This is a genomic window from Aeromicrobium erythreum, assembly GCF_001509405.1.
Lineage (GTDB): Bacteria > Actinomycetota > Actinomycetes > Propionibacteriales > Nocardioidaceae > Aeromicrobium > Aeromicrobium erythreum.
Window position 1 is genome coordinate 1,697,621 of record NZ_CP011502.1, and the last position, 12,464, is coordinate 1,710,084.

Here is a 12,464-nt window from a genome sequence, read left to right on the forward strand (position 1 = left end):
CGTTCCGCTCCGCAGCGGTTCTTCGTGCGGCACCCTCATCACCGGGAGTCCGGACGAGGGAGAACGCGATGAACGGCAGGACGTCGTATCCAAGGGAGCAGTACAGGCAGCTGCTTCGCGAGTGGTCTCACACGAATCGTCGTGTGCTGGCGTCGATCCTGACTGGTGGCGTCGTGCTCCTGCTCGCGGAGACAGCTGTTCTCATGACGCTCGTGCCGGCGGGTCCCCGCCCCTATCTCCTCGGATTCGTGCACGCGACGATCGCGTGCGGGCTTCTCTGGTTTCTGCACGTCTGCTTCCTTGCCCAGCGCAGGGACGCGATTCATCAGCTCCGCGGCGCGTGGGGTGAGGACAACACGACCGACGTGCTGCGGTCGGCGCGCCGTCGACGCCGCGTCTGGGCCTGGGTCGACGGTGTCGCGGTGGACGGCGGCGACATCGACCACGTCGTCGCGACGCGACACGGCGGGCTCGTGGTGATGGACTCGAAGTGGCGCAGCGAGATCGACGACCCGGCGCCGCTCGTGCGGTCGGCGCAACGCTCGGCGCAGCGGACGCGTGGCCTCGTCCACTCGGTCACAGAGAGGGGACGCGGACGGCGGCGCGAGTCCGGGAGCGATGTGCCGCTCTTGCCGGTCGTCGTGGTCTGGGGACCGGCGCAGCACGTCGTGCTGGGGCATCCCGTCGTCGACGGTGTGCTCTTCCTGCCGGGCCGAGACCTCGGGCGGTGGATCGCCGGCCTCGACGGCACGCCGATGGAGCGACGGTTCGCGCGCGAGCTCATCGAGCGGATTCAACGTTTCGACGAGCAGCGGAGGGCCGGGCTTCGCGCGAAGGCCGCCAGCAGTTCCTGAGGTTCCGTCCGACACGCCCCACTTCGTCCTGGGATGCAGGTCGCAGCGAGCCCTGACAGGCTGGTCGTCACGGACCACGAGTCGGGAGGAACCCCATGAAGAAGATCGTCTACGCGCTGGCGTTCGGCATCGGCTACGTGCTCGGCGCCCGAGCCGGCCGCGAGCGGTACGAGCAGCTGCGTGACGCGGCGGAGCGCTTCCAGTCCGATCCGCGCGTGCAGGACGCGGTGCACAAGGCCGAGGCGTTCGCCGAGGACGCCGTGCACGCCGTCCGCGACGAGGACAAGCGCCACGAGGTCGTCGACTCGCTGAAGGGTACGGTCGGCACCGTCCGCGCCCAGGCCACCGGCGCGGCCGAGGCGGTCAAGGAGACCGTCGAGGACGCCACGGACGGAGACCTGTCCAGCACCGTCGAGAGCGTCAAGGACACCGCGAAGGACCTGAAGGACGAGGCCGTCTCCAAGGCCGAGGACGTCAAGGACGCCGCCGACGAGGGCGGGCTGTCCGAGGCGGTCGACACGGCCAAGGACGCCGCGAAGGACGTCAAGGACGAGGCGGTCTCGAAGGCCGAGGACGTGAAGGACGCTGCCGACGAGGGCGGGCTGTCCGAGGCGGTCGACACGGCCAAGGACGCCGCGAAGGACGTCAAGGACGAGGCGGCCGAGCAGGCCGGAGAGGTGCGCGAGAAGGTCGCCGAGGCCGCGCCGCGCTCGAGCGACGAGGACGCGATCGCCGACGCCGTCGGATCGGCCCAGCAGGGCGCCAAGCACGTGCGCGACGAGTCGGCCGAGGCGGTCGAGCGCGTGGCGCAGAAGGCCCAGGGCGCTGCCGACGAGACCGGCACGCCTGCGGCGCTCGAGGACCCCGACGCGCACATCCCCGAGGTCGAGGACGAGATCGTCCACACCTCAGGTCCTGACGACCAGCGCTGATCCTCAGCGAGGAAGGCCCCGCACGGACCCACGTCCGCGCGGGGCCTTCGCGCGTCGTGTCGCCGACTCAGGTCGACGGCTGACCGAGCCGCGCGCGGACCTGGTCGAGCACCCGCGGCGGGAACTCGTGGGTGCGGCGACAGCGCTCCACCAGGTAGAGGATCTTGTTGAGTCGGGGGCCCGGCAGCTCGACGCCGCGCGACTCCAGGGCCGGTCGCAGGACGTTGCGGTCGAACGCGCCGTCGCTGCGCTCAGGCTCCTCGCGCCAGCGCGCGAACGCCTCCTTCAGCTGCGCGTGCCCGACCACGCCGTGCTCCGGCGACAGGGCCACCGCGATCGCCGCCACGAGCCAGGCGTCGTCGTGCTGCAGCGCGTCGACGTCGAGCTGGACGGTGCCGGTGCCCGCCGGCGCCAGCGTCGGCGGGTCGAAGTCGACGACGAGGTCGATGCTGAGGTCGGGGAAGCGCAGGCTCACGCGCGTGCCGGGCGCCGTGAGCGACATCCGCTGACCAGGGACGGGTGTCGACGCGTCGCCGTCCGGTGTCACGACCTCCACGACCACGCCGTTCGCGCGCTGCCCGCGGTGGAGCACGGGATGTCCGGCGCCGGCCTGCACGACCACCGCGGGGTCGCTGAGGTAGGGGAGTCGGACGAACACGTACGTCGAGCCGGCGATCTCCTCGACGGCCACGGACCTCTGCTCGGGCAGCGTCATCCGTCGCGCGAGCACCAGCTTCCCGCCGGGGTCCACGACCGTACGACCCGACGACTCGGGTCCGACCGACCAGCCGATGCGCAGCACGCTTCCGTCCCTCCTGTCTCGACGACGTCGATCATGCCAGCACCCGGCGGACACGCCTGACCGCTCAATGCATTGCACACGATGTAATCGTGTGCAATGATAGTGCCGAGGGTGCGGCACGGGCCGCCCCGATCCCCGACTCCCAGGAGGAACCATGGACGCGATCTACACCGCCGAGGCACTCGCGACGGGCGGCGGCCGCGACGGCGGGCACGTCGTGACGAGCGACGGTCGCCTCGACCTGCACACGGCACTGCCCACCAGCATGGGCGGCAACGGCGAGGGCACGAACCCCGAGCAGCTCTTCGCGTCCGGCTACGCCGCCTGCTTCCACGGCGCCTTCCAGCTCGTCGCCCGTCAGGCCAAGGCCGACGTGAGCGACTCGAGCGTCGGCGCGAAGGTCGACATCGGCTCCAACGGCAAGGGCGGCTTCGACCTCGCCGTCACGCTCGAGGTGACCGTCCCGACCCTGCCGCACGACGAGGCGCAGGCCCTGGCCGACAAGGCGCACGAGGTGTGCCCGTACTCCAACGCCACGCGCGGCAACATCGACGTCCAGATCGTCGTCGTCGACGACTGAGAGACCCGCACGCCACGTCCTGGCCGGGGCGTGTCGTGCCCTGGGAAAGAGCCGCGGTGGAACATGTTCCACCGCGGCTCGCCTGTTCCTGGCGCCTCGTCCGACGATGGCAGCATGACCACGCTCACCTCCCTCGCCACGAACCTGTTGATCCTCGTCGCCTTCGTCGGCGTGGTCCTCGTGGGACTGCGCGTCGCCCAGAGCATCTTCGGCACCGGCTCCAAGAAGGCCGCGGCCACCGAGGCCGCGGCGCGTCTCGTCGCGTACCCGACCGGCTCGGCCGCGGTGCTCCGCCGGCGGTTCGTCAAGGCGCTCACCGGCCAGCACGTGGTGATGCCGAGCGGCGACCGGGTGGCGTTCAGCGAGCTCGTCGTGCGGGTCTCGCCGGAGGACCTCGAGCGGCTCGACCCCGACGGCGACGTCGACCGGCTCGGCGAGGACGCGGCGAAGCTGTACCTGACGCACGCCGAGCGCGAGGGCTGGAGCACGCCCGAGGAGGTGCGCGTGGAGGTCGAGGTCGACCCCGCGCTGCGACCCGGCTGGGTGCCTCCGGCCCGGGGCAGTCGCACGGGCGCCTCCGTGCGACGTCCGCTCGAGTCGTCCGCTCGACCCGAGCGGCAGCCCGTCGTCCCCGACTGGGACGTCGTCGCCGACCTCACGCCCACCGCGTCGACCGCTCCGGCCGCGCCGACGCCGCTGCCCGCGCGGACCGACGTGCCTGCCGCGCAGGAGACGATGGCCTTCCCCGTCCTCGTGCCGGCCGACGCCACCCCGACCGTCGCCGGCGCACGCGACCTGTTCCTGCACCGAGGCGCCCACAGCGTCCGCGTGCCGCGCGACGGCGTCACCGTCCTCGGACGGCTGCCCGAGAGCCCGTTGCCGCTGGAGGAGCCGGAGATCTCCTACCGTCACGCCGAGCTGCGGCTGCTCGGCGGCTCGTGGCAGGTGCGCGACGCCGGAAGCACCAACGGCACCTCGGTCGACGGCGAGCGCATCGGCGACACGTGGGTGACGGTGCGTGACGGTGCCGTCCTCGCGCTCGCCGGGATCAAGGTCGCCGTCGGCTCCGACACGCACGGCACGGTGGCCGTGTCAGGCGTTTCGCGTCGGCCGTGACAATGGTGCCCATGGCCGACCAGCGTGACCGTCGCTCCCGACGGTGGAGGAGGCGTCGCACGACGTCGACGCCTGGCCCTGCCACGACACCACGGCCCGACGGGGCGTCGACCGCGCCCGTCCCACTCGCCCCAGCCATCAGCACAGCGGCCGGCACGATGCCGGTCGGCGGGTCCGACGGCCGCGACACGGTCGAGCCGCAGGTCGACGCGTCACGCTTCGAGCTGCAAGGCCGGATCGGTGCCGGGAACCACGGGGTGGTGTTCCGCGCACTCGACCGTCATCTCGGCCGCCAGGTCGCCATCAAGCGGTTCTCGCACTTCCTGGCCGACGACCCGCGGGCGATGCGGCGCATCACGCGCGAGGTCGAGACGCTCGCCCGGGTCTCGCACCCCAACGTCGTCACGGTGCACGATCTCGTCCGGATGCCCGACGGTGACGGCGAGGTGACTCCGCACCTCGTCATGGAGCTCGTCGAGGGCACCTCGCTGCGCGACCTGCTCGCGCTGCGCGGTCCCAGCCCACGCTCGGTGGTCGTGGTCGCCGGCGTGCTCGACGGGCTCGCAGCCTGTCACCGCGCCGGGATCCTGCACCTCGACATCAAGCCGGCCAACGTGCTCGTGACCGACTCCGGCGGCATCAAGATCGTCGACTTCGGCATCGCGCGGGCGGCCTCCGACGCCACCGCGACGGTCGCCGGCACGCCGCACTACATGGCGCCCGAGCAGTACGACGGGCGAGCCGACGAGCGCAGCGACGTCTACTCCGTCGGCTGCCTGCTCTTCGAGACCCTCACCGGTCGCGCGCCGTTCGAGGGGACGATGGCCGCGCAGCTGATGGCCCACCGCACCCAGCCACGTCCCGACCCGCGAGCGTCGGCGCCCTGGGTGGGGCCGCGCCTGGCGGCCGTCGTGCAGACCGCGATGGCCGTCGAGCCCGACGAGCGGTACAGCGGGGTGGAGGCGATGGCGCGCGCCCTGCGGTCGGCTGCCGACGACGTCACCGGGTCGGCGGCGTCCGCGGTCCCGGCCCCGACGAGCGCCCCGGACGCTGCGGTGAGCCCGCCCGTGCGGTCGGTCGCGACGCCACCTGTCGTCCTCGCGCCGCCCGCAGCCGCGGCCGCCCCTCTCGTCCGGCCGTTGAGCCGTCCCGCCGACCTCGGCGACCGACCCGACGCCGTCGCCCGTGCCGCGACCCCCGACCACACGTCGGAGCCTGCGACTCCCGCGCAGGGCCCCGCCGTCACGCGCTGGACGCGGCTCGTCTCTCTGCTGCTCGGTCTCGGCATCTGTGCCGTGGTCCTCACCGTCGTGCCGATGCTGGCGTGGGCGAGCCTCGAGCTGGCGCCCGCTCGCGTGCGCCCGGAGGCGATGGACCAGATGTCCGCCGACGCGTGGTGGATGCTCTCGGTGGGCCTGGCCCTCGTGCTCCTGCTCGTGCGCCGCCGTCGCTTCTTCCGCCACCTGGCGGGCCCGGAGGTCGGGAGCCCGCTGCCGGACGGTCCGCTCGCGCCGACGGTCGGCCGCGGCGTCCGCATGGCGCTCGTGGCGGCGCTCGTCGGCACGCTGCCGCTGCTGGTGCCCTGGTACGTCCTGGGTCTGCTCGCCGGGCTGACTGCCGCCGGCGCACCCGCGCCGGGCGACCCGTTCGCGGACGTCTGGACCACGGCATGGGTGCTGGCACCGCTGGTCGCGGTCGTGCTCGGTCTCCGCGGCATCCTCGGCATGCGTCCGCGGCTCGGGGCCCTGGCGTTCTCGTTCCTGCTGCTCGTGGCGGCCGGGGGAGCTGCGGCGTTCTTCCTGCTCGCGGGGACCTACGTCCTCTGACCGAGCTCAGCGGGCCAGGAGGCGGCGGGCACCGGTGGGCCACCAGGTGCCGGCGTTCGGGCCGCCCTCGCACTGACCGTCGGACTCGCCGGGCCGCTTGACCCACAGGTAGGCGTCGAGGCCGTTGCGGTCGACGATCGTCGGCGTGTGCCCGAGGCGCGCGGCCGGCGGGTTGCACCAGACGCCCGGCGTCACGGGCTTGGCCGCGCCGTTGCGCGAGGTGTCGACGACGTACCGCTTGCCCTTGACGCCGAGCTTCGCGAGCTCGGCCACGACGGCGGCACCGTAGGTGCGCTCCTCGCTCGTCGGCCGGAAGTTGGAGGTGTTGGTGGCCAGGCCACGCGCGTCGCGGACACCGGCCGACACCAGGCGCTTCGCCATGTCCTGCGGCGTGATCCACCGGCTGTGCCCGGCGTCGATGTAGACCCAGACACCTGCCCGCGCCAGGCTCCGCGTCGCGTACCGCAGCAGTGCGGTGCGATCGCCCTGGCCGGAGCACGCGCCGAGCAGGGCGAGGGCGTCGGGCTCCAGCACGACCATCGCGTACCGGCCGCGCAGCCCCTTGGCGACCTGGTCGACCCAGGCCTTGTACTGGGTCGGGTTGAGGCCGCCGGCGGAGTGCTGCCCGCAGTCGCGTCCGGTGATCGCGTAGACCGCGAGCAACGGGGTGCGCTTCGCGCGACGCGCCCGGTCGGCGTACTCGGCGGCGACCGACGCCACCTTGGAGGCCGGGTACCCCTCGGTCAGCCAGAAGGCCTGCGCGCGCGACCCGATGGGCGCATAGCGCTTGTCCTTCACCGCCGCGCGCGCCGACGCCGTCGTGGGGTCGACGTAGACCGCGCGGGTCAGGCGCGGGTCCTTGGCCGCCTCGGCCGGGGCGGTGGCAGCGAGCACGGACAGCACGAGGCACACCAGCGTCAGCACCGACACCGGCGGCCCGACGCGTCGCACGGCTCCCACCACTCGGCCGATCCTACGGCCGCCGGGTCGTGCGCGCCGACTTTGCGCCGAACCCGACCCGTTCAGACCCGTGCCACGCCGTCGAAGCCATCGCGCGGCGCTGACAGCCCGAAGATCTTCGCGATCGTCGGAGCGACGTCGATCGTCGCGGCGCGCTCGCTGAGCACCGCCGGTCGGACGGCGCCGCCGGTGAGGAAGAACGGGATGGCCTCCGTCGCCGGGTGGCCGTGGTTGCCCGGGATCGGGTTGGAGTACAGGTCGGGGTCGGAGAAGCGGTAGCCCGACTTGCAGTAGACGACGAGGTCGCCCGCCTTGGCGCCGAGGCGCAGCTGCGCCGTCGTGCGGACGCTGAGCACGCCCGGCGTCGCCAGCGCCACCCGCGTGGCCTCGGCCAGCGCACGGGACCGGTCGGCGCTGCGGCCGAGGAAGCTGATCACGTCGGCGCCGCCGTTGTCGGCGATCGCGACCTGGCCCTCCAGCAGGGCGTTGCCCTTGAAGGCGCGGGTCAGGCTGATGAGCCGGTCGGGGTCGCTCCAGTCCATGGAGTGGTCCGCCAGCACGACGACGGTCGTGGACGACCAGGTGCTGCGGGTGCGCAGCCAGGAGACGAACGAGCCGATCTGCGCGTCGGTGGAGGTGAGCGCCGTGCGGCGCAGCACCTGCAGGTTGGAGCCCGTGAGGTCGCTGTGCCCGAAGCGGTCGATGTCGCCGAAGTTCGCGAACACGAGGTGCGGGTCGGCCTCGGAGATCATCGTGCGCAGCGCGCTCATCGTGAATACGTCGAGGGCGTGGTTGGTCACCGGCAGCAGCGGGAACGGCTCCCAGCGGTAGGTCGCCCGCGTGCCGAACACGCTGTAGAGGTAGTCCTTGCTGAGCACCGAGCCGGTGGTGAGCCCGCGCTCGCGCAGGCGCTCGAGCATGGTGGGGAAGACGATGTCGGTCGGCTCGCCGCACGTGCGCACCTCCTGCCGCGCACGGTCGTAGATCGAGTTCGCCGGGACGCCGCTGCGGTCCGGACGCACGCCGGTCATCATCATCACGTGGTTGGGGATGGTCTCCGCGATCGGCATGGATCGGGCCTGCGGGAACCACCGGCCAGCAGCGCGCAGCGCGTGCAGGTTCGGGGTCGACTCGGGCGTGATCTCGTCAGGTCGGCAGCCGTCGATGACCAGCACGTACACGCGCTTGGACGTGACGGGCGCGGCCGAGGCCCACGGGGCGCCGGCAGCGCCGGAGAGGACGACGGCACCACCGGTGGCGGCGGCCGCGCGCAGCACGGTCCGTCGGTCGAGCTGGGGGGCGCTCATGCGCTGGCTCCTGTCGTGGGCTGGCTGACCTTGCGGACCTTCTGGGCCGAGGCCGGGACCTCGTAGGACGTCGACCAGCTGGCGGTCGCGGCGCGGTCGGCGCGGCTGCTGATGACGTACCAGTCCATCTGCACGCGAGCCGGTGTCACGTCCAGGACCGAGAAGCCGTGGTTGTCGAAGTCGAGGTGCTTGACGTGACGGTTCGCCGTCTTGATCGCCTCCTCGACCCCCACCGACGCGGTGCGCGGGGGTGCCCCGAGGATGTCCTTGAGGTTGTTGCTGGTCACCGACGTGCAGACGAGCTCGGTGCCGACGGTCGTGCTGAACGGGTAGGTGCCGGGGTCCGTCGGCAGGTCGCAGGCCCACGCCGAGTGGATGTCGCCGGTCAGGAAGACCGTGTCGGTGATGTTCTGGTCGGCGAGGTGCTCGAGCACCTGCCGACGCTCGACCGTGTAGCCGTCCCACTGGTCGGTGTTGTACTGCACGCCCTCCGCGGGCAGCAGCCCGATGGAGTCCTGGAGGCCGTCGCGCACGCGGTTCGGCAGCGGCGGGACCAGCACGGGGGAGATCATCACCGGGTTGCCCACGAGCTTCCACTGCGAGGCGGTCGTGCTGAGCCCGCGCTTCAGCCAGGCGATCTGGTCGTCGCCGGCGATCTTGCGGCCGGCGTCGTCGCGCGACGGCACCTGGGTGAATGCGCCTCCCGGGGCGGTGCGGTAGCTGCGCAGGTCGAGCATCGAGAGCTCGGCGAGCCGGCCGAACGTGAACCGGCGGTAGATCTGCGTGCCGTCGCCGAGCCGGGCCGTGCCGCTCAGCCGCACGGGCATCCACTCGTCGTAGGCGCGGTAGGCCGCGGCCCGACGGGCCGCCCAGGAGCCCTCCGTGGCGGGGTCGTGGTTCTCCGCGCCCTGGAGCCAGGCGTCGTTGGCCGACTCGTGGTCGTCCCACGTGCAGATGAACGGGACGGAGCGGTGCAGGGTCTGCAGGTCCGGGTCGGTCTTGTAGAGCGCGTGCCGACGGCGGTAGTCCGAGAGCGACACGATCTCGTGCGTCGGGTCGGCCTGGCGCACGACGACGTTCTTCTGGCCCATGGCGTACTCGCCGGTGCCGTACTCGTAGATGTAGTCGCCGAGGTGCAGGACGACGTCGACCTGCTGCTGCGCGAGGTGGCGGTAGGCGCTGAAGTAGCCGGCCTCGTAGTTGGCGCAGGACACGACGCCGAAGCGCATCCGCGCGGGTGCGGCGTTCGTCGCCGGCGCGGTGCGGGTACGGCCGGTCGTCGAACGCTTCCGCTGGTAGGAGAAGCGGTAGTAGTACGTCGTGCCGGGGGCGAGCCCGGTCACGTCGACCTTGACGGTGTGGTCCTGGGCGGCGCTCGTCGTCGCGGTGCCTCGACGCACCACGCGCCGGAAGGCACGGTCGAGGGCGACGACCCACGAGACCTCGGCACGCGGTCCGCGGCCGGAGCCGGGCGTGGCGCTCGCGGTGGGGGTCACCCGCGTCCACAGGACGACGGCGGTGGGCAGGGGGTCGCCGGAGGCCACCCCGTGGCGGAAGAAGGTCACGGTCATCTCAACGACGCACCCTGGCAGAGGTCCCTGTCCTGGAGGTGAACAGTCGGCGACCGGCCGACGCGTCGATCGCCGCCGTCGGTTGCTAGCGTCGCCGGGTGAGCCAGCACGCGTACGCCGCGCACGAGCGGGAGGTCGTCCACCGGGTCATCGCGGAACGTCGCGACATGCGGCACTTCGCCGGCGGCGAGGTCCCGGCCGACGTGCTGGCGCGGCTGCTGGAGGCCGCCCACCGGGCGCCGAGCGTGGGACTCATGCAGCCGTGGCGCTTCGTCCGGGTCACCGACGGCGCGCTCCGGCAGCGTCTGCACGCGCACGTCGACGCCGAGCGTCGGCTGACCGCGGAGGCGATGGGGGAGCGGGCCGAGGAGTTCATGCGGCTGAAGGTCGAGGGCGTCCTCGACTGCGCCGAGCTGCTGGTGGTCGCGCTGCCCGACGGACGAGAGGAGCACGTGTTCGGCCGACGCACCATGCCGCACATGGACCTCGCCTCGGCGGCGTGCGCCATCCAGAACCTCTGGCTGGCGGCGCGGGCCGAGGGCTACGGCATGGGCTGGGTGTCGATGTTCGACCCCGCCGTCGTCGCGCGCGAGCTCGCGATGCCCGACGGTGCGGAGCCGGTCGCGCTGCTGTGCCTCGGGCCGGTCGAGGCCTTCTACGAGCGCCCGATGCTCGAGGAGGAGCACTGGACCAGCCCCCGCCCGCTGACGGACCTGGTCGCGGAGAACCACTGGCCCGCCGAGCGGTGACGCCCAGACCCTTGACCTGTCGTTGACGGTCGGTTCTCATGGAGGAGCCGTCCGACGCCCTCCTCACCGGCGCGGGCGAGGGAGGATGACCTTCTCTCGGGACGGGCGGCGGGGCCGGGTCGCTTCCCCTGGGCCGGTCCTGCCGCCTCTCACCGGACGTCCGACGGCGACGTCGTCGCCAGCGCGTGACCTCCGTCAGTCCTGCGGAGTGGGGTCGGCGCCGAACCAGCCGCTCGGTGCAGGTCGGGTGTTGTGCCAGATGTGCTTGGGCTCGCGGTAGTCCTCGAGCCCGGCGAGGCCCAGCTCGCGGCCGATGCCGCTCTGCTTGAAGCCGCCCCACTCCGCCTGCGGCACGTACGGGTGGTAGTCGTTGATCCAGACCGTGCCGTGGCGCAACCGCGACGCGACCCGCTCGGCGCGACCGGCGTCCTGCGTCCAGACGGCCCCGGCGAGACCGTAGATCGTGTCGTTGGCGATCGAGACGGCCGCGTCCTCGAGCGCGTCGGCGTCCTCGCCCGTGAACCGCTCGACGGTCAGGACCGGCCCGAAGCTCTCGTCCTGCACGCAGGACATGTCGGCCGAGCACTCGTCGAGGATGGTGGGCAGGTAGTAGAAGCCGTCCGCGAGGTCCGGGTCGTCGGGCCGGGCCCCGCCCACGCGCAGCACGGCCCCCTCCGCGACGCCGGCCGCGACGTACGCCTCGACCTTCTCGCGGTGGGCTGCGCTGATCAGCGGGCCGGTCTCCGCACGCTCGTCGTCGGGTCCGCCCAGCCGGATGCGTGCAGCGCGGGCGACCAGCTCGTCGACGAACCGGTCGTGGATCGAGTCCTCGACGACGAGCCGTGTGCCGGCCGAGCAGACCTGGCCGGAGTCGAGGAAGACCGCCGTGAGCGCGTTGTCGACCGCCGCCTCCCAGTCGGCGTCCGCGAAGACGACGTTCGGGTTCTTGCCGCCGAGCTCGAGGGCGACCTTCTTGACGGTCGGCGCGGCCGCGGCCATGATCCGTCGACCGGTCACGAGGCCACCGGTGAACGACACGAGGTCGACCTCGGGAGCCTCGGTGAGCGTCGGGCCCACGCGGTCCCCGGCACCGAGGACGAGGTTGGCGACGCCGTCGGGCAGGCCGAGGTCGGCGAGGGTCCGCACCAGCCAGATCGCCGTCGACGGGGTCAGCTCGCTCGGCTTGAGCACGAACGTGCAGCCCGTCGCGAGCGCCGGAGCGACCTTCCACGACGTCTGCAGCAGAGGGAAGTTCCACGGGGTGATGAGCGTGCAGACGCCGACCGGCTCGTGCACGACGCGGCTCGCCACGTGCGGCTGCCCGGTGTCGACCACGCGGCCGGCGTCCGCCTGTGCCAGGCCGGCGAAGTGCCGGAACACGCCCACGACGTCGTCCATGTCGATGCGGGCCTCCACCATGCGCTTGCCGGTGTCGAGGGCCTCCAGCCGTGCGACGTCCCCCTTCTCCGCCTCGAGCCGGTCGGCGAGACGGCGGAGCAGTGCGGCGCGCTCCGGTGCGGGCGTCCGGGGCCACGGGCCGTCGTCGAAGGCACGTCGGGCGGCGCGGACGGCGTCGGCCGCGTCGGCGGAGGTCGCCTCGGCGACGGTGGTCACGGTGCGGCCGTCGGCGGGACAGCGGATCGTGCGGCTCTCGCCGTCCGACGCGTCGCGCCACCGGCCGTCGATGAACAGGGTGGTCAACGGGTCCTCCTGGGTCGGTCGGTCCCTCGACCCAACCGGTTCTCGAAGACGTCCGCAATCCAGCCC

11 protein-coding genes are annotated in these 12,464 nt (G+C 72.7%); 6 read left to right on the top strand and 5 right to left on the bottom strand.

The window, feature by feature from the left end; all coding sequences use genetic code 11:
- Window positions 1–143: 143 nt before the first annotated feature.
- Window positions 144–854 (top strand): hypothetical protein, encoded by a 711-nt coding sequence (locus tag Aeryth_RS08000; RefSeq protein WP_144433726.1) that lies wholly within the window; start codon window positions 144–146, stop codon window positions 852–854.
- Between the two features lie 95 nt (window positions 855–949).
- Window positions 950–1,786 (top strand): hypothetical protein, encoded by an 837-nt coding sequence (locus tag Aeryth_RS18115; protein ID WP_067856958.1) that lies wholly within the window; start codon window positions 950–952, stop codon window positions 1,784–1,786.
- A 67-nt stretch (window positions 1,787–1,853) separates the two neighbouring features.
- On the opposite strand, the gene Aeryth_RS08010 is transcribed toward Aeryth_RS18115, so the two are convergent.
- Window positions 1,854–2,588, bottom strand: a complete 735-nt coding sequence (locus Aeryth_RS08010; RefSeq protein ID WP_067856960.1) for a hypothetical protein — start codon at window positions 2,586–2,588, stop codon at window positions 1,854–1,856.
- A gap of 154 nt (window positions 2,589–2,742) precedes the next feature.
- On the opposite strand from Aeryth_RS08010, the gene Aeryth_RS08015 reads away from it, so the two are divergent.
- The 3 genes from Aeryth_RS08015 (at window position 2,743) to Aeryth_RS08025 (ending at window position 6,110) form a co-directional block, all read left to right on the top strand.
- Window positions 2,743–3,168, top strand: coding sequence for an organic hydroperoxide resistance protein (locus Aeryth_RS08015; protein ID WP_067856962.1), 426 nt, complete (start codon window positions 2,743–2,745; stop codon window positions 3,166–3,168).
- 114 nt (window positions 3,169–3,282) lie between these two features.
- Window positions 3,283–4,284, top strand: a complete 1,002-nt coding sequence (locus Aeryth_RS08020; protein ID WP_067856965.1) for an FhaA domain-containing protein — start codon at window positions 3,283–3,285, stop codon at window positions 4,282–4,284.
- An 11-nt stretch (window positions 4,285–4,295) separates the two neighbouring features.
- Window positions 4,296–6,110: a serine/threonine-protein kinase gene (locus Aeryth_RS08025; protein WP_158509197.1), complete on the top strand. Its 1,815-nt coding sequence runs from the start codon at window positions 4,296–4,298 to the stop codon at window positions 6,108–6,110.
- A 6-nt stretch (window positions 6,111–6,116) separates the two neighbouring features.
- On the opposite strand, the gene Aeryth_RS08030 is transcribed toward Aeryth_RS08025, so the two are convergent.
- The 3 genes from Aeryth_RS08030 to Aeryth_RS08040 are packed head-to-tail and all read right to left on the bottom strand — an operon-like array spanning window position 6,117 to window position 9,948.
- Window positions 6,117–7,073, bottom strand: coding sequence for a glycoside hydrolase family 6 protein (locus Aeryth_RS08030; RefSeq protein WP_067856971.1), 957 nt, complete (start codon window positions 7,071–7,073; stop codon window positions 6,117–6,119).
- A gap of 59 nt (window positions 7,074–7,132) precedes the next feature.
- Window positions 7,133–8,377 (bottom strand): alkaline phosphatase family protein, encoded by a 1,245-nt coding sequence (locus Aeryth_RS08035; RefSeq protein WP_067856974.1) that lies wholly within the window; start codon window positions 8,375–8,377, stop codon window positions 7,133–7,135.
- On the bottom strand, window positions 8,374–9,948 hold the full coding sequence (locus Aeryth_RS08040) for an alkaline phosphatase D family protein (protein ID WP_067856977.1): 1,575 nt from the start codon (window positions 9,946–9,948) through the stop codon (window positions 8,374–8,376). The genes Aeryth_RS08035 and Aeryth_RS08040 overlap by 4 nt, the downstream gene beginning before the upstream one ends.
- Before the next feature lie 98 nt (window positions 9,949–10,046).
- Between Aeryth_RS08040 and bluB the strand changes: the two genes are divergently transcribed.
- Window positions 10,047–10,697 carry a 5,6-dimethylbenzimidazole synthase gene (gene bluB / locus Aeryth_RS08045; RefSeq protein WP_067856980.1) on the top strand — a complete coding sequence of 217 codons (651 nt, stop codon included), beginning with the start codon at window positions 10,047–10,049 and terminating at the stop codon, window positions 10,695–10,697.
- A 195-nt stretch (window positions 10,698–10,892) separates the two neighbouring features.
- Here bluB and Aeryth_RS08050 read toward each other — a convergent pair whose 3' ends face one another.
- Window positions 10,893–12,398 carry an aldehyde dehydrogenase family protein gene (locus Aeryth_RS08050; protein WP_067856982.1) on the bottom strand — a complete coding sequence of 502 codons (1,506 nt, stop codon included), beginning with the start codon at window positions 12,396–12,398 and terminating at the stop codon, window positions 10,893–10,895.
- Window positions 12,399–12,464: the final 66 nt, after the last annotated feature.

Bases quoted from the DNA above. Each gene is read 5' to 3' on its own strand.
- Aeryth_RS18115 (WP_067856958.1), top strand. From the start codon at position 950: ATGAAGAAGATCGTCTACGCGCTGGCGTTCGGCATCGGCTACGTGCTC.
- Aeryth_RS08015 (WP_067856962.1), top strand. From the start codon at position 2,743: ATGGACGCGATCTACACCGCCGAGGCACTCGCGACGGGCGGCGGCCGC.
- Aeryth_RS08020 (WP_067856965.1), top strand. From the start codon at position 3,283: ATGACCACGCTCACCTCCCTCGCCACGAACCTGTTGATCCTCGTCGCC.
- Aeryth_RS08025 (WP_158509197.1), top strand. From the start codon at position 4,296: ATGGCCGACCAGCGTGACCGTCGCTCCCGACGGTGGAGGAGGCGTCGC.
- Aeryth_RS08035 (WP_067856974.1), bottom strand. From the start codon at position 8,377: ATGAGCGCCCCCCAGCTCGACCGACGGACCGTGCTGCGCGCGGCCGCC.
- Aeryth_RS08040 (WP_067856977.1), bottom strand. From the start codon at position 9,948: ATGACCGTGACCTTCTTCCGCCACGGGGTGGCCTCCGGCGACCCCCTG.